Raw genomic sequence first — 21,837 nt, forward strand, 5'->3', positions numbered from 1 at the left:
AAATAACGATGACCCGAAGCCTAGAATAGGCAGAAAGGTCATCGTTTCTTTATGTAAGTGAGTTGAATACTTTTTCGAAAAATATTTAGCTAAAAACTTGCATTTTTCATTTCTTTTACTTACTTTTGCTTTCAGAATGCTAATCAAATAGTAAAAGAATGGAAAAAATAGACAACCTAGACAAGCGAATATTGAGCATCTTGTCAAAAAACGCACGTATCCCATTCAAAGATGTTGCCGCAGAATGTGGCGTATCAAGAGCAGCTATCCACCAGCGCGTACAACGCCTGATAGACAATGACGTCATCACGGGTAGCGGATTCGACGTTAACCCTAAGTCGCTGGGCTACAAGACATGTACTTACGTGGGCATCACCCTGGAGAGGGGCTCGATGTATAAGGACGTGGTGAAACGTCTGGAACTGATTCCTGAGGTGGTGGAGAGCCACTTCACCACAGGTCCATATACCATGATGGTGAAACTCTATGCACGCGACAACGAGCAGCTGATGAACCTGCTGAACGGACAACTGCAGGAGATTCCCGGCGTGGTAGCCACAGAGACGCTGATCTCGCTGGAGCAGAGCATCAAGCGTGAGATACCGGTACACTTTGACGACGTAGCTGAATGAACACATTTGACCTTAAGTCACAGACGGCCGATGCCTACAAGCAACTGCATGCTGCGAAGCAACGGCCCGTCGTTGGTATTACGGGAAACTACAACGAACAGACCTGCAAACTGGCCGAGGGCTACTACAAACAGATCATAGCAGCCGGCGGCACTCCTGTCATCATACCACCCACCAGCGACAAGGCGGCCATCATGAGCGCCTTGGAGGGCATCGATGCGCTACTGCTGAGCGGTGGTGCCGACTATAACCCGCTCTACGCTGGCGAAGAGCCCTGCGCAAAGTTGGGGGGCATCAACACGGAGCGCGACCTGCCCGAACTGCTGATCACACAACTGGCCTTCAATCGCCAGATGCCTATCCTGGGTATCTGCCGCGGCATTCAGACACTGGCCATGGCACTGGGCGGGCACGTGAAGCAGGATATCTCAGACATCCAGACGGTGAAGCACTCGCAGGATGCCGATCGCGCCACCGCCACCCACACGGTCACCGTGGAAGAGGACAGCACGCTATGCGCTATCTTCAAGCCGTCTGTCGGACAAGATAATACGCGCAAGCTGGCCGTGAACTCGTTTCACCACCAGGCGGTGGACAACCCCGGACCGCACTTCCGCGCGGTGGCACACGCTGCCGACGGCATCATCGAGGCTATCGAGAGCACGGAGTACAAGTCGGTGCTAGGCGTGCAATGGCACCCCGAATGCATGGGCGAGGACGGACTGCCACTGTTCTGCTGGTTGGTGAGCAACGCCAAGGAATACCACGAGGTGCAGAAGGTGCACGACCGCATCCTGACATTGGACACGCACTGCGACACGCCCATGTTCTTTGACCTGAAGGTGGACAGCGGCGAAGCCGAGCACTTCGGACAGAGCATCCACTTCGAACAGCGCGATGAGCGCATCCTGGTGGACCTGCCCAAGATGACCGAAGGCCGACTGGACGCCACCATCATGGTGGCCTATATCCCACAGAAAGGACTGGAGGTGAGCCCGAAGGCGTATGCCGACGGCATCTTCGACCAGATAGAACGCATTGCAAGAGAGAATAAAGACTATCTGAGCATTGCGCGTACACCGGCAGAACTGCTTGTCAACAAACAGGCGGGGCGCAAGTCGATCATGTTGGGCATAGAGAACGGACATGCCATTGAGGGCAAAATAGAGCACCTGGAGCACTTTGCACAACGTGGCATCGTCTATATGACGCTGTGCCACAATGGCGACAACGACATCTGCGACTCGGCCAAAGGGAGCAAGACGCATGGAGGCGTCAGTTCTTTTGGCGAACAGGTGATCAGGCGGATGAACGAGCTGGGCGTGATGGTGGACTTGAGCCATGCGGCTGAGTCGAGCTTCTACAACGCCCTGGAGATCAGCAGCACGCCCATCGTGTGCAGTCACAGTTCGGCAAGAGCGCTCTGCGACCACCCACGCAACCTCACCGACGAACAGATGCGTGCGCTGGCTAAGGCTGGCGGCGTGTGCCAGATTACGCTCTATCCAGGCTTCCTGCGCACCGACGAGAAGGCCACCATCATGGACGCTATGCAGCACCTGGAGCATGCCATCGAGGTGATGGGCATCGACCACGTAGGACTTGGCACCGACTTCGACGGCGATGGTGGTGTGCCAGGACTGGCAGATGCCAGCGAGCTATCTAACTTCACTCGACAGCTGTTGCAGCGCCGCTATAGCGAAGCTGACATACAGAAGATATGGGGTGGAAACTTCCTAAGGGTGATGCAGCAAGTGCAGCAACATCGTTAGGAGAAAGAACAACGACACTTTGCTTCCGAAAAGAAAAAAAGGAAGCAAAAAACTAAGCTTTCGGATTGCGCTGGCGTACGGCCTCGAAGAGCAGGATGGCAGCGCTCACAGATACATTCAACGAGTCAAGACGGCCCAACATCGGAATACGGATGTGGGCCGTCGCTGCTTGGCGCCACTGGTCCGTCAGTCCGGTTGACTCTGTTCCCATGACAATAGCCGTAGAACGACGCATGTCGGTGTCGTAGTACAGATGTGAGTCTTGCAACTGTGCCGTCAGGATGCTGATGCCACGCTGCTGCAAAAAGCGAATGCACTCCTCACTGCTGCATGCCACCGTGGGCACCGTGAAGATGGCGCCAATACTGCTACGAATAAGATTGGGATTATAAAGGTCTGTCAGGGGATCGCAGACAATGACGGCGTCGGCCTGTGCAGCATCGGCAGAACGAAGAACAGCGCCCAGGTTGCCGGGCTTCTCAACGCGCTCGAGCACCACAATCAGGGCATCCTCGCGCAACTGCAGGTCTTCCAACTGAAGCTGGCGGGTGCGCACCTCGGCAATGACGCCTTCGGTGGTGCCACGATAGGCCACCTTCTCATAGACTTGCGGGGTCAGCTCGAAGACATGGACATCCGAGGGGAGCGAACGCAGCAGCTCGTCGGTCTGAGCCTCATCGACATAGAGCGAAGGACAAATGAAGAGGGTGTCGAGCTGATAGCCCACCTCCACACAATGTTGCACCTCGCGAAGGCCTTCTACTACGAAAAGACCTGCCTGGCGGCGTTCTGATGATTTCTGTTGGAGTGCCAGCAACCGCTTCACCTTGGGGTTCTGAGCACTTGATAAAACGGATGCTGCTGTCATGTCGTGATCAGTTTTAAGGTGTACCCCGACCGAGAATCGAACTCGGAACTAAGCTTTAGGAGAGCCTTGTTATATCCATTTAACTATCAGGGCAACATTCATAAGTGGTTGCAAAGGTACGAATAAGTGAGAGAAAAACCAAATATATTTGAGTTTTTCCGAACGAGAGTACCTAAGAACGAAGTTCAAAGGTAAGAATAAAAAGTGAAATGCAAAAGAAAAGGTCGCTTTTCTTTTGCATTTCACTTATATAGGAATGACATTAGAATGCCACGTTCATACCCAAGTTGATATTCATGTTAGACTTGAGGGGCACACCCTGCTTAGCCTGTTTACCCATGATGTGGTCCATACCAATGAAGATGTTTGCACCTACGGGATGGATGTTCAGAATCCAACCAGCACTGGTTCCGAAGTCGCTGACAGCCACGTTGACACCACCATCGAGCCATTTCAGAGGCTTCCAGTTGGCACTCAGACGACCCTCAGTCCATGAGAAGTCACCATTGAAGCGACGGGTGCCCAGAAAACCGAACGACATTTTGCGATACATAGGCAACTCATATTCCACGCCCAGACGTGCTGTGGCACCAACACCGGTGGTCTTGCTACCCTTCTCGCCCGTGTCGCGCAGATTGGCAAACTCGGCCAACTGATCGCCATACTCATCAAGACGGTCATCGAAGGTGTCGCCATTGCCATCGTCGTTCACCGACATATCCTGGAAACCATTGAAGATAAACTCCTTGTTGGGATTCACGGCTGTGACATGCTCTGACCAGTTGATGAAACCAAGGTCGGTCAAGGCTGCGCTGACGGTGAGCTCGTCGAGCACCTTGTAGGTGGCACCGAGGTCAACAGCAAAACCGAAGCCACCAACGCCTCCACCGTCAACATCGACATCGTCGATATGCTCGTAAGAGCCGGGCTTGGTCTTGAAGTCAGAGTTCTTTGACTTGAACTTGAAGCCCTTCATCATAACATCAGCCTTGGCATCGGCTGTGATGCGCCACTGCTGGGCATTTGGCAACAGCTCAGCATGCACATTGTTCATGGTGAAGTCTGCACGACCAGCACCTATCAGGGCTTTCACCTTGGCACCAACGCGCAACTTGTCGTTGATACTGCGAGAATGGCCGAAAGCTACCTCAGCAAAAGAGTGAGCATGCATATCCAGATCACTGAAGTCATAAACACTGTTGCTCAGATCCTTAGCAAAGCGGAAGAAATCGTAGGGCAGTGACAAGCCCATCATAGTACGCTCGTTGATTTCAATGGTGTTGTAACCACCAAAGCCCTTGAAGCCTACGCTGATGAGGGTGAGACGGAGATCGAGGTTGAACTTATTGGCACCGCTGTGGAAGCCCTTCAGAGCCTCATCGACAGACACGTCGGGGTGCATAAAGGTGCGATCGTACTTACCGGTGGTTGGGTTCTTAAACAACAGGTCGCCCAAACCGAAGTTTCCCTGGGTGCGCACGTTGAGGTTGCCCAAGACGGGGATGGCCACATAGCCCTGGTCGTTGCCAAAGGCTGGGTTCATGTCATGACGATACTTATAATCCTGCGTGAAGTAAGCAGAATTCAGTTCCTGCGCCATAGCCTGTGTTGACACGGCCATGACAGAAGCGGCTAAGATATACTTATATAGTTTCATAGTCTTTTCGATGTTTGAAGGGTTAATTTAAATCGAGAACGACACCACCAACCAGTTTGATAGAGATATCTTTCAACTGGATCTTGTGGTTTTCCTTATTCAGCGTGATACCTGGTGTGGGTTTAGCCACCAGCTTATAACGCAGACCGTCTATCTCTTTCAACTTTGCATTCGTGTAAAGACCCTTAGCATCGGGCAACGGGTTGATTTCAATCTTCAGATCGGTGACACCCTCTACGAGATTGCCTGCGGCATCCTTAGAAGCACCAGCCAGTACGCCTGCCTTGGGATTGGCAACATCCTGCGGTGTGATGACTACCTGAACATCTTCGACCACAGAACCGTCCTTACGGATAGCCTCGGCCTCGACAATCATAGAGGCAGGGATGCCATTGATGGCCTTAGCGCCAAACTCCAGTTTGAACTTGCTCAGGTCCATATCGTCAGGCATATCCTCTTCCCAACCATCGAAGGAGTCGTCATATACGATCTGAGCCTTATCACCGAATGCCAGAGGAACGGTGACATCGTAGTTGATGTTCTTCATGTCGTAGGTACCAAGGGTGATCGTATGAACATTGTCTTCATCGGCTTTAGCATCGATCTTCACGTCAATGCGGTATGGCATCTTGGGCAAGAAGATCTTGTTGAGGTCGGCCGTCTTTACATCGGTGCAACCCTCGGGGATATTCTCGTTCAACTTGGCAATACAGATCTTGTTCACTTGGTTGTTGCCTGCCAGAATCTTGATACCGTCAACCACAATCTTGCGCGACTGTCCGCTCTCGTCCTTAGACTCGGTGCCATCCTTCTCTACAGGAATAATCGTGGCCTTGATGGTGCCAGGCAGAGGCAGCGAGGTTGTTGCGTTAAAGATAATCTGTGGGTTGTAAAGGTCTAGTTTTACTTCGTCTTTGGTCATGAAGTCGGGCAGATCGTCCAAGTCTATCTTACTGTCTTCAACATCGATCGTTGGCGTGAACTTACCTTTAACCTCCGAAACAATCAGATCCTCGGTGGTAACAATGGTATTAATCTCATAGCCCTTGCCATCGGTAACATTTACATCCTGCACCTCCAGCTGGCCAACGGTAACATCAATATAGACATCACCCTTCATGGAAACACGCGACTCGCCAGCCTTGCTCGTAGGAACCAAGGTGACAGCACCGTATTGCGCGGTCTGACGATCAGCACTGAAATCGACACCAGCAATATCCAACTTCAGATAGATATCGTTCATTGGCGACAGGTTGGTGAAGGTGATCTTGCCAGGATGAGCGGAATCCAGCACACCACCATTGGGATTGTCTGTAGCAGGATTCTTGAAAGCTACATCAAGATAGGTAGGGAGCTGCACTTCAATCTTAGAGAAGTTCTTGATATAGCGCTTTACCTTCTGTGAGAAGTTCAGCTTCACTTCGATGCCTCCATCCACACTAGCGTATTTCAACTCAGAAACATAGTCCTGAGCATCAGAAATATTGCTGAACGTACCGGCATGTTCATTGATAGACGGACCAGTATAGACAGCCGCCTGTCCTACACTCAAGGCCTCAATAGAAGCAGGCATGTTGGGGATGGTGATATGGTAAGAAGTAGGGTCACTCTTCGCTACCTTAATTTTGTCGATATCTACCGATACATCCTCTATATCCGAACCTGTCTCATGATAGATATAGTCGCCATTAGCATCAGTACTTACACTGCTTGACTCATCAAGATCCATAAAGTCATCAAGTGTAATATCCTTCACAGAGTTATTGGTCGGAAGCTGAAGGCCACTTCCACCAATACCAATTTTCTTGTCCAGATTGTCCAGGTCGTAGTCATTGTTCATACAACCTGACAATGCCAAACTGCCACCCATAGCCAATAGCCCTGAGAGTAGAAGTACGAAATTACCGTTGTTTCTCATCTTATTTATAATTATTGGTTTATATTATCATTAGTTAAAAGTTCTGCAAATATAGTCATTATTTCTTAGTTTCAAAACATTTTTTAAGAAAAATCGCGCTCAATACGTATATTTTGTTAATTTGAACGGTTTTGAATATCAAATACATACAAAAAGGGTGAGGCTTTGACAGAGCCTCACCCTTTGTTAATATGAAGAAATAAGAAAATTAGTCTTTAACTGTGATCAGATAATAATTCTTCTTACCCTTCTGGGCCAGGAGATATTTTCCATCGATCAAGTCTTCGGCCGTGATAGCACGGTTTTGGTCGGTGAGCTTCTCCTTGTTCAGTGAAACGCCACCGCCCTGCACCATCTTGCGCATCTCACCCTTTGAGGGGAACACAGGTGCTACTGTGGTCAGGATTTCAATAGCGGGCTGACCCAACTGGTCCTTAGCAATCTCGAACTTCTCCACACCATCAAACACGTCGAGGAAGGTCTGCTCATCGAGCTTCTCGAGTGCTTCCTTGGTTGACTTACCGAAGAGGATGTTTGAAGCCTCGATGGCCATATCCAGTGCCTCCTGCGAGTGAACCAGCACGGTGACCTCCTCGGCCAAGCGCTTCTGCAGCACACGACGACCAGGATCCTGTTTGTGCTCCTCTACGAGAGCATCAATCACGTCCTTCTCCAGCGAAGTGAAGATCTTGATATAACGCTCAGCATCCTCGTCGCTGACGTTCAGCCAGAACTGATAGAAGCGATATGGAGTGGTGCGCTTGGGATCGAGCCAGATGTTGCCGCTCTCGGTCTTACCAAACTTCTTACCGTCGCTCTTGGTGATCAGCGGACAGGTCAGCGCGAAGGTCTCTACCTCGTTGCCCAGTGTACGGCGGATCAGCTCGGTACCCGTGGTCATGTTACCCCACTGGTCGTTGCCACCTAACTGCAGTTTCACACCCTTGTGCTGATACAGATACAGGAAGTCGTAGCCCTGCAACAGCTGGTAGGTGAACTCGGTGAAGCTAAGACCGTCGCGAGCCGTACCGTTCAGGCGCTGCTGCACGCTCTCCTTAGCCATCATATAGTTCACGGTGATATGCTTACCCACCTCACGTGCAAAATCGAGGAAGGTGAAGTTCTTCATCCAGTCGTAGTTGTTCACCATCTCGGCAGCATTAGCTTCCTTACTATCGAAATCCAGGAACTTAGCCACCTGAGCCTTGATGCACTCCTGGTTGTGACGCAGGGTCTCATCGTTCAGCAGGTTGCGCTCCTGACTCTTACCTGAAGGGTCGCCAATCATACCCGTAGCACCACCCACCAGGATGATGGGCTTATGGCCACAGCGCTGCAAGTGGCGCAGCATCATGATACCACACAAGTGACCAATATGCAGTGAATCGGCAGTAGGGTCGGTGCCCAGGTAGGCAGTCACCATCTCCTTCTGCAAGAGTTCCTCTGTGCCTGGCATAATCTGTGCCAGCATACCGCGCCAGCGCAGTTCTTCAACGAAGTTCTTTTTCATCGTATATGCTTAATTTTTCGTTATTTATCTCTGAGAGTGCAAAGGTACGAATAAGCGAGCGAAAAACCAAATTAATTTGAGTTTTTCCGAGCGGGAGTACTTTAGAACGAAGTTCAAAGGTACGAATAAGCGAGCGAAAAACCAAATTAATTTGAGTTTTTCCGAGCGGGAGTACCTAAGAACGAAGTTCAAAGGTACGAATAAGTGAGAGAAAAACCAAATTAATTTGAGTTTTTCCGAACGGGAGTACCTAAGAACGAAGTTCAAAGGTACGAATAAGCGAGCGACTTAGGAGGGAAAAGGATGTATCAAGGCACCGGATCATACCCAGAACCGCCCCACGGGTTGCAACGCAGGATGCGCCAAACAGCCAGGGCCAGTCCTTTAAAGGGGCCGTGCTTAATGATAGCCTCTTTGGCATACTGCGAACAAGTGGGGGTAAAACGACAGGAAGGAGGCGTAAACGGACTGATACAGCGCTGATAGAAGATAATAGGCATCAGCAACAGCCACTTCAGCACGGTCAGTATCAACTTACGCACACTATTCATTCCCAATCTTCTTTGCGATGCGCGTCAGGATATGCTTCACACGACTGTCCACCTCGGCAGAAGATATATGTTGGTTGGACATCCAAATGAATGCCACGGCAACCATCATGTCTTCTCCCACCCTTTCGGTCAACAGCTGCTTCTGCTTGCGGTAGGCCTCGCGCACCTGGCGCTTCACGCGGTTGCGATCCACCGCATGCTTGAAGTGCTTCTTAGAAACACTAATGAGCACCTCGACCGGTACTTGCCCATCAAGGTGCTCTTTAGCTAAATAGACGGCCTTTAGCGGATAGGCAACCACTGCATGACTGTGATCACCACAAAAGAGTTCGTCCATCAGTTTCCGGCTGACGATTCGCTCTCGTTTCTGGAATATAGCCGAAGCCGTCACAATATATAATATTATATGCTTTTAATCTTCTTGCATGATCAGGAAATGCTGCAAGGCACTTGTCATAGAAGGATACTTCTCTGAAGGAGCAGACAAGTCCAAGCGCAGACCAGCATCCTGCACCGCCTTGGCTGTGGCAGGACCAAATGTGGCGATAGCAATCTCGCCCTGGTCGAAGTTGGGGAAGTTTTTGGTCAGCGACTCAATACCTGCAGGGCTGAAGAACACCAGCATGTCGTAGTCGAAAGCCTCAACCTCCTCGGGGGTGAAGTCGTTGCTCACCGTCTTATACATCACGCACTCAGTATGGTTCAGCTTCTTAGAGTCAAGCAGACGAGCCACAGAGTCGTTGTGTACATCACTCATAGGAACAAGATACTTCTCGGTCTTGTGCTTTACCATGGTTGGTATCAGGTCATCAATCTTACCCGTTGTACCAAAGAACACCTTGCGCTTGCGATACTGCACGTACTTTTGAATGTAGAGTGCTATGGTCTCTGTCACACAGAAGTACTTCATATCTTCGGGGATTGCAACACGCATTTCTTTTGCCAATGCAAAGAAGTGATCGATGGCATGGCGAGAGGTGAACACAATAGCAGTATAGTCGAGAATGCTGACCTTCTGTGTTCTGAATTCACGGGCGCTGATACCCTCTACTTTGATAAATGGGCGGAACACCAACTCCACACCAAATCGTGATGCTATATCAAAGTAGGGTGATTTCTCACTCGTAGGCTTCGGTTGTGAAACCAAAATCTTCTTGATCATCTCTTGTCCTAATATTTTATTTTATAAAGTATCAACAATCTTCTCCATAAAACCTATCAAGGCCACGAATGGAGCGATTTCGAGGGCACAAAAATACAAAAAAGATTGCAAAAATAAGCCTTTTTGAACGAAAAAGATGCTTTTTACCTTATAAAATGCTATTATTTTAAGTAAAATAAGAACTAAAATGAAGAAAAAAGCCACTTTTTCTATGGATAAATCAAAATACACCAACAGCAGTATAACGGGGTGAGTTATAACGCCTTCCAGCACCCAAAGGAAGCGTTGTATTCTCATCCAATGTAAGTTCTCTTTACTCCTATAGAAGACAAAATTCACACCAGAATAGAGCAACCATTTAAACACAAAGTACAGGGCAAAACCACTAAAGGCTGCCAACAAGAACAGCGTGCGGTTGTCGCTAAGAAAGGCAAGTCCCAACTTCCGTGTGGCCCAACAGAAGGAGAAGAAAGCCAGCATCAGACAGTTCACCGTGATAAGTGACACCTGAAAAAACTTCTCTTCACTGGTATCACCCATTGAATCAACCTCGCGAGAGGTGTAGAACAGCTCCCTCAGGCGATGACCTGTATAACTGAAGCTACGTGCTATCGAGACCACATAGACCATGAAGCACACCAACAGCAACAGCGTGAAAAAAGTGCTATTAGTAATGGTGTCAGGGATAGGGTCGCCTGCAACACCTATTCCTGACACCACATTGATAGAGTCTCTCGAAACGAAGTTCGCGATATTCAACTGGTCGATGCCAGTTTGTGCCGCTACCTCCAGGGTATCATTCATAACGAGAACTCACGCTTGATATCATCTACACGGTCCAGTTTCTCCCATGTAAACAGTTCGATGTCCATCGTCTTTGTTTCGTGATAATGACTGGTGAAGGTCTTTGTCACCACCTCAGACTGACGTCCCATGTGACCATAAGCCGCCGTCTCCAGATACATGGGCTGACGCAGTTTCAGACTGCGCTCAATAGCCTTTGGACGCAGGTCAAACAACTTCTCGATGCGCTTTGCAATCTCAGCATCACTCATGTTCACATGCGAGCGACCATAGGTGTTCACATAGATATTCATGGGCTGAGCCATACCGATGGCGTAGCTCACCTGCACCAGCATCTCGTCGGCCACACCAGCAGCCACCATATTCTTGGCTATATGACGAGCGGCATAGGCAGCAGAACGGTCCACCTTCGAAGGGTCTTTACCACTGAAGGCACCACCACCATGTGCACCCTTACCACCGTAGGTATCTACAATGATCTTACGACCCGTGAGACCGGTGTCTCCGTGAGGACCACCAATCACAAACTTACCAGTGGGGTTCACGTAATACTTAATATCATCGCCAAAGAGGGCCAATACCTTCTCTGAGTGAATCTTCGCCATGACACGAGGCATCAGGATATTGATCACATCCTCTTTAATCTTAGCGAGCATAGGCTCGTCCTCATCAAACTCGTCGTGCTGTGTAGAAACCACGATAGTGTCTATGCGCTCAGGAATACCGGCATCGCTATACTGCACCGTGACCTGACTCTTTGAGTCGGGACGCAGATAAGTCATCACCTTGCCCTCCTTACGAATCTCGGCTAGCGTGATCATAATCAGGTGGGCCAAGTCGAGCGACACAGGCATATAGCTCTCTGTCTCGTTGGTAGCATATCCGAACATCATACCCTGGTCGCCAGCGCCCTGATTCTCATCATCCTCGCGCTCCACACCACGGTTGATATCGGCACTCTGCTCATGGATAGCCGTCAGGATACCGCACGAATTACCATCGAACTGATATTCTGCTTTCGTATAACCAATCTTCTTGATAGTTTTTCTTGCAATAGTTGGCAGGTCGATATACACATCACTGCGTACCTCGCCCATGATCACCACCTGACCTGTCGTCACGAAGGTCTCGATGGCACAATGCGCCTTTTCATCGTAGGCCAAAAACTGATCCAGCAGTGCGTCACTAATCTGGTCGGCCACTTTGTCAGGATGTCCTTCCGACACCGATTCTGAAGAAAAGAAATATGACATATTTAGTCCTTACTTATTTAATAATTAACGATTTCTGGGTGCAAAGTTACTACATTCTTTCCACACCACAAAGGAATGACACCTTATTTTTATTGTTCGTAACCGCCAAAGCTCTCGGTATCATCCTCACCGCCTTGCATCTCATCGCGTCCCTGACGTTTCTTTTGGTTCATATTGCCAAAGTTCCATGTCAGCTGCAGATTGATGCGCGGGTCGCGCCAGTTTTTCTGATGGCGCCAGAACGTGGGACCCTCGGTATAGTTCTCAAACTGACGGGTGTTGAACACGTCGCGCCAGTTCAGCGCCACAGCAAACATCTTATCGAGGAAAGTCTTTCTCACGCCCAGGTCCAGACTGCCGTTGGCCTTGCGATAACCCTGTGTGATCACCGAACGCGAACGGTAGTTGCCCGTAGCCTGCAGCGAGATGCTGTAAGGCAGGATGACAGAAGCCAGCACGCGGGCATCCCAAGCAAAGTTCTCATCGCTGGCACCAGTCACGGTCTGTCCCTCTACCAATGTAGAGAAGCCATCCAGCTTATAATAGTAAGCATTCAGCGTGGTGGTCAGGTCGAGAATGCGGAAGAACTTATCTTTCAGGATCAGTTCGGCACCAGCGCTCTGACTCTTCGCCACGTTCAGGTTGGTCATAAACATCACTGGCTGACCATTGTAAGTGCCCTGATAGCGCACGCGCTGCATCACGTCGGTCGTTGGACGATAGTAGGTGCCCAGCGACAACGTATGAGCAGCCCACGTCTTCAGGTAGTTCACTGAGAACGAGTTGGTGTACTCAGGTGTCAGCTCAGGGTTACCAAACTCTATCATCGAAGCATCACGTGTGTTCTTGAACGAGTTCAGCTGTCCACCCCAAGGACGACGCAGACGACGTGTATAGTTTAACTGCAACTGTGACGTCTTCGTCAGTTCGTAGTTCAAGAACAGCGAGGGAAACAGCTGGAAATAGTCCTTCTTGAAAGGCTCTTCTGCACCATAGTAGTCACGGCTCTTGGTATCCACGCGCCAATACTCACCACGCAGTCCGGCCATGATGCCCATACGGCCCACCTTCAGGTTGCCTGTGGCATAAAGTGCATGCACATCCATGTCGTAGATGAAGCGGTTGTAGAAATAAGGCTCGTCCTCATACTGCTGAGTCGTATGGTTCCACATCTGCGACTCCTGCGGTGTGTTCTCGTGCGAGAAACGACCATTGTAGCCAGCCTCCAGCTTCAAGGCCTCGGTCAACTGGTTCTCGTAGTCCACCTTGGCCTCCCAAGCCTGGTTGTTGATATTCATCGGACGGTATTGCAGGCTGTAGGTAGGCGCACTACCATCGAAGTAGGTCGTATCGTTGCGATAAGTATTAGAGCCATCACTGGTCCACTTGTTGAACGACAGCGAAGCATCCAGCTTATGCGTACCTTGTTCGTTGAACTTATGCGTAAACGACAGTTCGCCGTTGTACATATGATGATCGCCATCGCCCGTTGTGGTGCGCAGCATCTGTCGGTCGTCGCCCGTCACCACATTACCATAGCGATAAGTCGTCTTATTATCGTTAGAGTGGTTACCACGCATCATCATGCCCGTCAGCGACAAGTCATCGTTGTCGGTCATGTGGAAGGTCAGGCCGCCACGCATAAAGAGACCACCACCACGGTTATTATCTTCACCGTCAATCATCTGATAGTCGCTACGGTTGCCGTTGGCATCCTTATAGTATTGTTCACTCTTACTGCCACCATCGCCCTTACGACGACGATAGCCCACGTTGGCAAACGCATCAAACCACTTCGACGAGTAGTTGATATTACCACCCAGGTTCCAACCGCCCTGCTGGTTCACACCCGTCTGCACCGAACCATAATAGCCAGCACGACGATCACGCTTCAAGATGATATTGATAATACCGGCTGTTCCCTCGGGCGAGAACTTCGCACTGGGGTTGTCGATAACCTCGATACGCTCGATGCTCTCGGCAGGAATCTGCTGCAGAATCTCAGCACGGTTGTCGCTGGTCAGGCCACTGGCCTTACCATTAATCCATACCTCAACACTTGAGTTGCCGCGTAGCGATATCTCACCGTCGGTCGTCACCTCCACACTGGGGATATTCTCGAGCAGGTCTGTCACGCTACCACCGGCAGCCGCCAGCACCTCATCGACCGTGAAGGTCTTACGATCCACCTCCAGTTTCATCTGCGAACGCTGGCCCGTGATTTGCACCTCCTTCAGCGTCTGGGCATCTACCGCCATAAACACGCGGTTGAAATGCGCCGTGCGCTTCTGGGGCGTTATCTGAAACGTCCTGTTGACAGGCTTATAGCCCACAAACGACAGTTGCAGGCTATACTCGCCATCCTTTAGTCCACTTACTCCGAAATGACCCTTTTCATCGGTCATTCCGCCACCCACCAACTTACCGTTGGCATCGGTCACTCGTACGTTGACAAACTGCAGCACCTCGTCGGTCTGCTTATCAGCCACTAATCCGCGCACCATACCCTGAGCACTCATGCCCATCGCGGATATCAAAAAGAAAAAAGAAAATAATAACCTAGTCATTAATGTATATAAAGTACATAATCGCTGCATACAATATCAATAAATAGCTACAGCCTTTCCAAATTTTTCCAAATACATAACATGCTATCACCAAAACAACCAACCAGAATATAAGTTCCACGGTGACGTTTGACGCCATAGAGTCCCAAAGACTGATCGGCGTATCGTCCAAGTCTTCCAGGCCTTCCAGACCTTCCGGATAATCTTTCATCGACCTTGACACATCTCTCACCGACCTTGACACATCTCTCGCCGAACGAGAACGCATCTCCATCTCTTGGTCGTCATTGCCCTTTCGAGCCCATATACCCATCCAACTCAACAAAGAGCAGAACAAGAAAAGCAATCGGGAAGGTATCCTATGTAACATTCCAGGACTCATCATCTAGTTTTGGTGCAAAGGTAACTATTATTCATTACACCAAGAAATCTTTTATAGAATTTTTGTATTTTTATCATCTTCATATCATCTTAGCCATATCACCTTGGCTTTTTATCCTTTATCCGTCCCCATAAAAGAACAATAATTCTCCACATATTTACGATTTGTTACATTTTACCAATATTATCCTTTCGGATTGTAAGAAGCGCGATAATCGTTTATTACACTTTGTTACTTGTTGCCATTTTTAAGATAAAAGAACACGTCGTTCATCCCATTCTTGTATAAAAAATGAGTAATTTTGCAGCCAAGAACCTCGGTTCTGCCCCACAAATCCCGTCGCAACACAACACAAATTAAATAAGATTGGTGCAAAGAAACGAGATATTATTCGTACCTTTGCACCATCATTGTTTATTATAGAGTCAGACCGCTTATGGCATTAGTCAACGAACATTTCCTGAAGCTGCCCAACAACTACCTCTTTGCAGATGTAGCAAAGAAGGTAAAGATCTTCCGCACTATGAATCCACGCGTCAACGTAATCACCTTAGGCATCGGTGATGTCACGCAGCCCCTTTGTCCTGCCGTGCGCCAGGCCATGCACCTCGCCGTCGATGAAATGGGCACCGAGGAAGGTTTTCGCGGCTATGGCCCCGAGCAAGGCTACGACTTTCTGCGCGATGCCATTCTGAAGCACGACTTCTTGGCACGTGGTATTCACTTGGATGCCGACGAGATTTTCGTCAACGATGGTGCCAAGAGCGACACGGGCAACATCCAGGAACTGGTGCGCTGGGACAACAGCATCAGTGTCACCGACCCCATCTATCCCGTCTATATCGATTCTAATGTGATGATTGGCCGCGCCGGCACCATTGAGGACGGCCGCTGGTCCAACGTTTTCTATATTCCCTGCACCGCAGAGAACAACTTCATCCCGCAGATACCCAAGCAGCGCGTGGACATTATCTACCTCTGCTATCCCAACAATCCCACGGGTATCGCCCTCACCAAGCAGCAGTTGCGCCAGTGGGTGAACTACGCCCTGCACAACGATGCCCTTATCTTCTTTGACGCTGCCTACGAAGCCTACATTCAGGACGACGACGTGCCCCACTCTATCTACGAGATCAAAGGAGCCCGCAAGTGCGCCATCGAGTTTCATAGCTATTCCAAGACAGCAGGTTTCACCGGCCTCCGCTGTGGCTACACCGTGGTGCCCCACGAGGTGACAGCCTCAACCCTCAACGGTGAGCGCATCCATCTGAACCAGTTGTGGTATCGCCGCCAGTGCACCAAGTTCAACGGCACCAGCTACATCACGCAGCGAGGTGCCGAGGCCACCTACTCGCCCGAAGGCAAACAGCAGGTTCGCGAGACCATCAATTACTATATGGAGAATGCCCGCCACATGAAAGACGTGCTCACCAAACTGGGCATCGAGGTCTATGGCGGTCAGAATGCGCCCTACCTATGGATGAAGACACCCAACGGAGCCTCATCGTGGCGCTTCTTCGAAGAAATGCTTTATGGCGCCCATGTCGTGTGTACCCCGGGCGTAGGGTTTGGTCCTAGTGGCGAAGGCTATGTCCGTCTGACGGCGTTCAACAGTCACGAGCAGACCGAGATAGCCCTCGACAGACTCAGCAAGTGGTTGGGTTAGCAGCCCGTTTCTGCATCATCCGGCGCCATTTCTGATAGCCCAACACAGCTATCACCACGCTGATAGCATAGTAGCTGCCCTTCACCGGGATGCCTTTATAGGCATAGAGTGCCACCTTGATGGCATCCACCACCACCCAAATAAACCATTGTTCGATGTATTTTCTCGACAATGCCCACAGGCCAATGATGCTCAGGGCATTGACAAAGCTGTCGCTGATGGGCACGTTAGACGGTGTGCCGTACGTCAGCCACAGCCACACCATGGCCCAGACGGCCAGGAAAGCCGCCGTCACAGGTAGCAGCTTAGCGATAGGAAAATGGCCTATCTCCAAGTGTTCCTCCTTTCCTTTAGAGGCGTTCGTCCCTTCCTTTTTTCCCCACTGCCACATGCAAAAGCCCCAGATGGCAGCTACAGCATAGTAGCCATCCATCACCGAGTCGGCATAGAGTCCGTTTTGCCAGTAGAGCACAATGTCCACCAGTGGCATCACGATGCCCACGAACCACAGCAGGATGCTGGCGCGATACTCGCACCAAAGATACACCAGCCCCAGTGCCATAGAGAAGCACTCGAGCTGGTGTGTCTGTATATAGTCAACAATCATCATCTTGTGTTAGAATCTCAGCGTCAGGTTGGCCATGGCCGTACCGGTGGTCATGGGGAAGAAGTAGAGCTGATAGTAGCGGTTGTCGTTGGGATGACTGCCGCTGGCTATGCAAGAATAGACATAAGCCGCAGTAGCATAGTGAGCGTTAAACACGTTGTTGAACGTCAGTCCCAGTTCCACCTCCTTCAGCGGAGCCACCTTCTTCACCTTCGAGGTGTAGCTCAGGTAGAGGTTGCTGAAGGTGTAGGCAGGCAGCGAGCGGTCGCGACACTCGGTATTGTCCAGATACTGGCGCGACACGTAGTTGGTGTGCCAAGTAGCCTTGAAGCCCTTATAATGGAAGTCCACAAAACCATTCAGCACGGCCGATGGCGAACAAGCCAGTGTTGAGTTGTCGTAGTGGAAGGTCTCCACGCCATGCCAGTCCACTTCTACCACCTCGTCGAAGTTCTTAATCTTGTTCTGACTCAGGGCTGCATTACCCTCAATGGTCAGCAGCGGACAGATGTCCCAGGCAGCGGTCAGCTCCACACCCATGCGATAAGAGTCCTTGATATTGGTGGTCAGCGCCTCGCCGATGTCACTCATGGCACCCGTCTTCACAAACTGGTCTTTATAGTCCATATAGTAGAAGTTAGCTCCAGCACGGAAGTTGCGCGATGAGAAGTTATAGCCCGCCTCATAGTCTATCACCTGCTCAGCCTTGGGGAAGGGATAGTTGTAGTTGTCGGTGAAGTTGTTGCGCTCTGGCTCGCGATGACTCATGGCCACCGAAACGTAGGCATGGTGTGGCCCATGGTTGTAGCTCACGCCAGCTTTGGGGTTGAAGAAATGATAAGTCTCGTCAACATCCAGTTGCTGAGCCACCAGTTTGCCGGCACCGTTGGTATAGAAAGCGTCGTTTGTGCCGTCCGTCTTATAGCCCACATAGCGATACTGTGCATCGACAAAGGCGCTCCAGTTGCTGGTCAGCTCATAAGCAGCCTTCAGATAGACGTTGGCATCGTTCTTCGTAGCTTCCGAGTAGTTCATGTCGTATCCCTCGCGACCAATGCGGGCGTCGTGCAGCTCTTTGTTCTCAGCATAGGTCAGGCGACTGTAGTGATCGCCTTTGAACTGCTGCAGCGAGAAACCGCCAATGATATTCCAGCGCAGATCCTTATAGCTCACGCTGCCCAGCACGCCATAGGCATCCTGGCTCATGCCCTTCTTGCGGATAAAGGTGCTCTTCTTCACCTGGTTGCCCTGTGCGTCGAAGAAAGGCTCCAGTCCGTACTTAGCCAGCTTCTTATTATACTTCAGGTCCTGATAATAACCATGACCGTGGGTATAGTGAGCCGTCAGTGTGGCAGCCCAGCGGTCGGTCAACTGGAGCACACCGCTCAGGATGTTGTGTCCCTGCCAGAAGTTATCGGTAGCACCGCTCCACAGCGTGCCGTCGTTCAACTGATAGCGCTCGGTGATGTAGCGGCCCTCGGCATCGCGGGCGAACTCACTGCCCAAGTTCACCATGTGTTCATACAGGTCGTTATAGCGTCCCAGCCCTGCCTTGTAGAGATCGGCATAGTCCTTGATACCGGTATTGGCACCCCAGGTGCCGTCCATCAACGACAGGTCACCGTCACCAGGCGTAACACCATTCCAGGCCTGTCCCGTCTTCTCAAAGTTACCAAAATGCTTATAGCTCACCTGCAGTCGGTCGTTCAGCCAGGTCAGTCCGCCATAGTAAGAACCCGAGCGTCCAGCGGTGCCATGCACATAGCCGCCCGTTCCTGTGGTGTGATAGGCTCCGTCCACCACCAGGTGGTTGAACATCAGGCCTGTCGTAAAGGTTCCACCTATATTATATGTGTTATAACTTCCGAACGAACTGTTCAGCTCTGCCCCAGCCTTCATCGATGGCGCCTTCGACTGCAGCGCCACCGTTCCGCCAAAGGCGCCGTCGCCATTGGTCGAGGTGCCCACGCCACGCTGTATCTGTGCTGACTGCAGCATCGACGCATACGAGTTCATGTTCACCCAGAACACACACTGGTCCTCGGGCGAGTTGAGGGGCACACCGTCCAGCGTCACGTTGATACGCGAATCGCCCGCACCACGGATGGCCAACTTCGTCGTACCCGTGCCCATGCCGTTCTCACTCCAGGCCGTCACACCCGGCGTACGAGCAAACAAGAAAGGCAACTCACGTCCCGAAGAAGAGAAAGCGCTCAGCTCCTTCTGCTTCACATTAGCCACCGCATAGGGGGCGTTCTTCTGCGTGCGCACACCACTCACAACCACCTCGTGCAGTTGCTCCATTTTCAACGAATCAATAGGTTCGGCTACCATTACATTCACGACTGTGAATGCTGTTAATCCCAAAAGAATCCTTTTCATCCCTTTTCTTTATGTTATTATTATCGAGTTACGGGGTGTGCGTGCTTGCGCTGGCTGACAATTCCATCCCTACGTCGGTATGACCCGCATCAGGTTTAGAGGGTATCATCTCAGCCGGCCAACAGACTCCGGCACCCCTTGAATTTTGGCGCAAAGTTACAACTAATAATTGTAAACGCAAAACTATTGACGACAAACTTTTTGTGCATTCGATTGCCTTCACAAGGATGTTTCCAGTTTTTTGTTCAAAAACGGCTTGAAATATATCAAATAATTACCTGTCACTCACCGTTATTTCAGAAATCTTTTGTACCTTTGCAGTCGAATTCAGGTACAATGGTAAAAAGATTATATGAAGCAGACTAAAATTGTAGCATCCATCAGCGACAGACGTTGCGACACAGAGTTCATTCGTTCGCTTTTTAATGCAGGTATGAACGTGGTTCGCATGAACACTGCGCACGCTCCAGAAGAGGGCATCCGTCAGATTGTAAAGAACGTGCGCGAGGTGAGTCATCACATCGGTATCATGATTGACACCAAGGGTCCCGAGGTACGCACCACCGCTTGTGCAGAGCCCATCCAGTATAAGACGGGCGACGTGGTGAAGATCTTTGGCCGCCCAGAGATGGAGACCACCCACGACATCGTGAACGTCACCTATAAGAACTTCGCTGCCGATGTGCATGAAGGCTGCCATATACTCTTCGACGACGGTGCACTCGATATGCAGGTCATTGGCATCAGTGGTCCGCAAATCGTGGCTCAGGTAAAGAACGACGGTGTGCTGGGCTCACGCAAGAGCGTCAACGTGCCTGGCATTCACATCGACCTGCCTGCCCTCACCGAGAAAGACCGCAAGAACATCATGCTGGCCATTGAGCTCGACATCGACTTCATTGCCCACTCATTTGTTCGCTCAGCTGCCGACGTACGTGCTGTACAGGCCATCCTCGATGCCTACAATTCCGACATCAAGATTATCTCAAAGATTGAGAACCAGGAGGGTGTGGACAACATCGACGAGATTATCGAGGCTTCCTATGGCATCATGATTGCCCGTGGCGACCTGGGTATCGAAGTACCCATCGAGCGCATCCCCGGCATTCAGCGCCGCATCATCCGCAAGTGTGTGCAGGCCAAGAAGCCCGTTATCGTGGCCACCCAGATGCTTCACTCCATGATTCAGAATCCTCGACCCACCCGTGCCGAGGTGACCGATATTGCCAACGCCATCTACTACCGCACCGATGCGCTGATGCTCTCGGGCGAGACCGCCAGCGGTAAGTACCCCATCGAGGCCGTTACCACGATGGCACAGATTGCCGAGCAGGCCGAGCGCGACAAGTTGCGCGAGAACGACATCGAGATTCCGCTGTCTGCCGATTGCGACATCCGCGAGTTCATGTCGCACAGCGCTATCGAGGCCACCGAGAAACTCGGCGTAAAGGGCATTATCACCGACTGTACCACGGGTCTCACCGCCCGTTCGCTGGCAGCCTTCCGTGGTCCCAACCCCGTGCTGGCCATCTGCTATCATGAGAAGGTGCAGCGTCTGCTCAACCTCAGCTACGGTGTGATCCCCGTCTATCAGAAGGAACACATTGACAGCGAAGAGCTCTTCCTGGCTGCCGTACGCATGCTGCGCCAGAAGGGCTATCTGGAAGACGACGACAAGATTGCCTATCTGAGTGGTAATGTTGGTGAATGTGGTGGCACCAAGTTCCTGGAGATTAACACCGTGAGGGAGTTGTTCACCAACAAATACAGATTCCACCTGCCTAAGAAAGACAAATAGTTATTGGTAAATCTCATTATAAAATCCCGGAAGCACATAGCATGGCTTTCGGGATTTTTTTAAATACACAAAAACAATGAAAAAGAAAACTCACAACACCACAGGCTGCCTTCCTCACTCCTTATTTTTAAGTAATAGCGGGGGTTGACGCGCTGGGCAGCGGGGTTCCTATGCCAAAGTGCCACTATTCCAAGCGATTAGTGGCACTTTGACTTGCTGATAGTAGCACTTTAGTGCGTTAAAAGTGGCACTCTGGCAACTTTCGACTTAAGTCGTGAGATCTTTCGACTTAAGTCGTGAGATCTGTT

The 21,837-nt window shown here is 50.6% G+C and carries 16 protein-coding genes, 1 tRNA gene and 1 riboswitch; of the genes, 4 read left to right on the plus strand and 13 right to left on the minus strand.

All coding sequences use genetic code 11. The features are described from left to right. The first annotated feature begins 158 nt into the window (after window positions 1-158). Both T496_RS0101940 and T496_RS0101945 read left to right on the plus strand, forming a co-directional pair. Window positions 159-632 carry an Lrp/AsnC family transcriptional regulator gene (locus T496_RS0101940; protein WP_027449255.1) on the plus strand — a complete coding sequence of 158 codons (474 nt, stop codon included), beginning with the start codon at window positions 159-161 and terminating at the stop codon, window positions 630-632. Continuing rightward, window positions 629-2,404 carry a membrane dipeptidase gene (locus T496_RS0101945; RefSeq protein WP_027449256.1) on the plus strand — a complete coding sequence of 592 codons (1,776 nt, stop codon included), beginning with the start codon at window positions 629-631 and terminating at the stop codon, window positions 2,402-2,404. The genes T496_RS0101940 and T496_RS0101945 overlap by 4 nt, the downstream gene beginning before the upstream one ends. A 52-nt stretch (window positions 2,405-2,456) precedes the next feature. Here the strand turns inward: T496_RS0101945 and T496_RS0101950 are convergent, their stop codons facing one another. From T496_RS0101950 to T496_RS0102000, 11 genes are all read right to left on the minus strand, one after another. Beyond that, on the minus strand, window positions 2,457-3,272 hold the full coding sequence (locus tag T496_RS0101950; RefSeq protein ID WP_027449257.1) for a TrmH family RNA methyltransferase: 816 nt from the start codon (window positions 3,270-3,272) through the stop codon (window positions 2,457-2,459). Between the two features lie 21 nt (window positions 3,273-3,293). Then, a tRNA-Arg gene (locus T496_RS0101955) sits at window positions 3,294-3,365 on the minus strand. Between the two features lie 169 nt (window positions 3,366-3,534). After that, on the minus strand, window positions 3,535-4,929 hold the full coding sequence (locus tag T496_RS13205; RefSeq protein WP_044110444.1) for a DUF5723 family protein: 1,395 nt from the start codon (window positions 4,927-4,929) through the stop codon (window positions 3,535-3,537). Window positions 4,930-4,951: 22 nt separating this feature from the next. Then, window positions 4,952-6,847 carry a hypothetical protein gene (locus tag T496_RS0101965; RefSeq protein WP_155808587.1) on the minus strand — a complete coding sequence of 632 codons (1,896 nt, stop codon included), beginning with the start codon at window positions 6,845-6,847 and terminating at the stop codon, window positions 4,952-4,954. A 208-nt stretch (window positions 6,848-7,055) separates the two neighbouring features. Then, window positions 7,056-8,357 carry a tyrosine--tRNA ligase gene (gene tyrS, locus T496_RS0101970; protein ID WP_027449259.1) on the minus strand — a complete coding sequence of 434 codons (1,302 nt, stop codon included), beginning with the start codon at window positions 8,355-8,357 and terminating at the stop codon, window positions 7,056-7,058. Between the two features lie 308 nt (window positions 8,358-8,665). After that, window positions 8,666-8,908 (minus strand): membrane protein insertion efficiency factor YidD, encoded by a 243-nt coding sequence (yidD, locus tag T496_RS0101975; protein ID WP_027449260.1) that lies wholly within the window; start codon window positions 8,906-8,908, stop codon window positions 8,666-8,668. Then, entirely contained in the window at window positions 8,901-9,299 is a 399-nt protein-coding gene (rnpA, locus tag T496_RS0101980) for a ribonuclease P protein component (RefSeq protein ID WP_027449261.1), read from the minus strand. Before rnpA ends, yidD begins: the two co-directional genes overlap by 8 nt. Before the next feature lie 21 nt (window positions 9,300-9,320). Then, the gene (locus T496_RS0101985) at window positions 9,321-10,070 is read right to left on the minus strand and encodes a uroporphyrinogen-III synthase (RefSeq protein ID WP_027449262.1); all 750 of its coding nucleotides are present in this window, start codon (window positions 10,068-10,070) and stop codon (window positions 9,321-9,323) included. A gap of 21 nt (window positions 10,071-10,091) precedes the next feature. Then, window positions 10,092-10,874: a DUF4271 domain-containing protein gene (locus T496_RS13210; protein WP_052342025.1), complete on the minus strand. Its 783-nt coding sequence runs from the start codon at window positions 10,872-10,874 to the stop codon at window positions 10,092-10,094. Next, a complete protein-coding gene (metK, locus tag T496_RS0101995; protein WP_027449263.1) occupies window positions 10,871-12,127 on the minus strand; it encodes a methionine adenosyltransferase in 1,257 nt (418 codons plus the stop codon). Before metK ends, T496_RS13210 begins: the two co-directional genes overlap by 4 nt. 89 nt (window positions 12,128-12,216) lie before the next feature. After that, complete coding sequence (locus T496_RS0102000; RefSeq protein ID WP_231477976.1) at window positions 12,217-14,652, minus strand: outer membrane beta-barrel family protein; 2,436 nt, start codon at window positions 14,650-14,652, stop codon at window positions 12,217-12,219. An 860-nt stretch (window positions 14,653-15,512) separates the two neighbouring features. Between T496_RS0102000 and T496_RS0102010 the strand changes: the two genes are divergently transcribed. Then, window positions 15,513-16,742 carry an LL-diaminopimelate aminotransferase gene (locus T496_RS0102010; protein ID WP_027449266.1) on the plus strand — a complete coding sequence of 410 codons (1,230 nt, stop codon included), beginning with the start codon at window positions 15,513-15,515 and terminating at the stop codon, window positions 16,740-16,742. Here the strand turns inward: T496_RS0102010 and pnuC are convergent. Continuing rightward, window positions 16,723-17,352: a nicotinamide riboside transporter PnuC gene (gene pnuC, locus T496_RS0102015; protein WP_231477977.1), complete on the minus strand. Its 630-nt coding sequence runs from the start codon at window positions 17,350-17,352 to the stop codon at window positions 16,723-16,725. The genes T496_RS0102010 and pnuC overlap by 20 nt on opposite strands. Before the next feature lie 6 nt (window positions 17,353-17,358). After that, on the minus strand, window positions 17,359-19,731 hold the full coding sequence (locus T496_RS0102020) for a TonB-dependent receptor (RefSeq protein WP_027449268.1): 2,373 nt from the start codon (window positions 19,729-19,731) through the stop codon (window positions 17,359-17,361). Window positions 19,732-19,780: 49 nt separating this feature from the next. Then, window positions 19,781-19,880: riboswitch (TPP riboswitch) on the minus strand. A gap of 203 nt (window positions 19,881-20,083) precedes the next feature. Here T496_RS0102020 and pyk point away from each other — a divergent pair. Beyond that, a complete protein-coding gene (pyk, locus tag T496_RS0102025; protein WP_027449269.1) occupies window positions 20,084-21,529 on the plus strand; it encodes a pyruvate kinase in 1,446 nt (481 codons plus the stop codon). Window positions 21,530-21,837 lie beyond the last annotated feature (308 nt).

Origin of the sequence: Xylanibacter brevis P6B11 (assembly GCF_000621825.1) — a bacterium.
Taxonomy (GTDB): Bacteria; Bacteroidota; Bacteroidia; order Bacteroidales; family Bacteroidaceae; genus Prevotella; species Prevotella brevis.

What these genes read in the sequence shown, in the direction of transcription:
- pyk (WP_027449269.1), top strand. Translation starts at nt 20,084, where the DNA reads ATGAAGCAGACTAAAATTGTAGCATCCATCAGCGACAGACGTTGCGAC.
- T496_RS0102010 (WP_027449266.1), top strand. Translation starts at nt 15,513, where the DNA reads ATGGCATTAGTCAACGAACATTTCCTGAAGCTGCCCAACAACTACCTC.
- T496_RS13210 (WP_052342025.1), bottom strand. Translation starts at nt 10,874, where the DNA reads ATGAATGATACCCTGGAGGTAGCGGCACAAACTGGCATCGACCAGTTG.
- pnuC (WP_231477977.1), bottom strand. Translation starts at nt 17,352, where the DNA reads ATGATGATTGTTGACTATATACAGACACACCAGCTCGAGTGCTTCTCT.
- T496_RS0101950 (WP_027449257.1), bottom strand. Translation starts at nt 3,272, where the DNA reads ATGACAGCAGCATCCGTTTTATCAAGTGCTCAGAACCCCAAGGTGAAG.
- T496_RS13205 (WP_044110444.1), bottom strand. Translation starts at nt 4,929, where the DNA reads ATGAAACTATATAAGTATATCTTAGCCGCTTCTGTCATGGCCGTGTCA.
- yidD (WP_027449260.1), bottom strand. Translation starts at nt 8,908, where the DNA reads ATGAATAGTGTGCGTAAGTTGATACTGACCGTGCTGAAGTGGCTGTTG.
- T496_RS0102020 (WP_027449268.1), bottom strand. Translation starts at nt 19,731, where the DNA reads ATGAAAAGGATTCTTTTGGGATTAACAGCATTCACAGTCGTGAATGTA.
- T496_RS0102000 (WP_231477976.1), bottom strand. Translation starts at nt 14,652, where the DNA reads ATGGGCATGAGTGCTCAGGGTATGGTGCGCGGATTAGTGGCTGATAAG.
- T496_RS0101945 (WP_027449256.1), top strand. Translation starts at nt 629, where the DNA reads ATGAACACATTTGACCTTAAGTCACAGACGGCCGATGCCTACAAGCAA.
- T496_RS0101985 (WP_027449262.1), bottom strand. Translation starts at nt 10,070, where the DNA reads ATGATCAAGAAGATTTTGGTTTCACAACCGAAGCCTACGAGTGAGAAA.
- metK (WP_027449263.1), bottom strand. Translation starts at nt 12,127, where the DNA reads ATGTCATATTTCTTTTCTTCAGAATCGGTGTCGGAAGGACATCCTGAC.
- tyrS (WP_027449259.1), bottom strand. Translation starts at nt 8,357, where the DNA reads ATGAAAAAGAACTTCGTTGAAGAACTGCGCTGGCGCGGTATGCTGGCA.
- T496_RS0101940 (WP_027449255.1), top strand. Translation starts at nt 159, where the DNA reads ATGGAAAAAATAGACAACCTAGACAAGCGAATATTGAGCATCTTGTCA.
- T496_RS0101965 (WP_155808587.1), bottom strand. Translation starts at nt 6,847, where the DNA reads ATGAGAAACAACGGTAATTTCGTACTTCTACTCTCAGGGCTATTGGCT.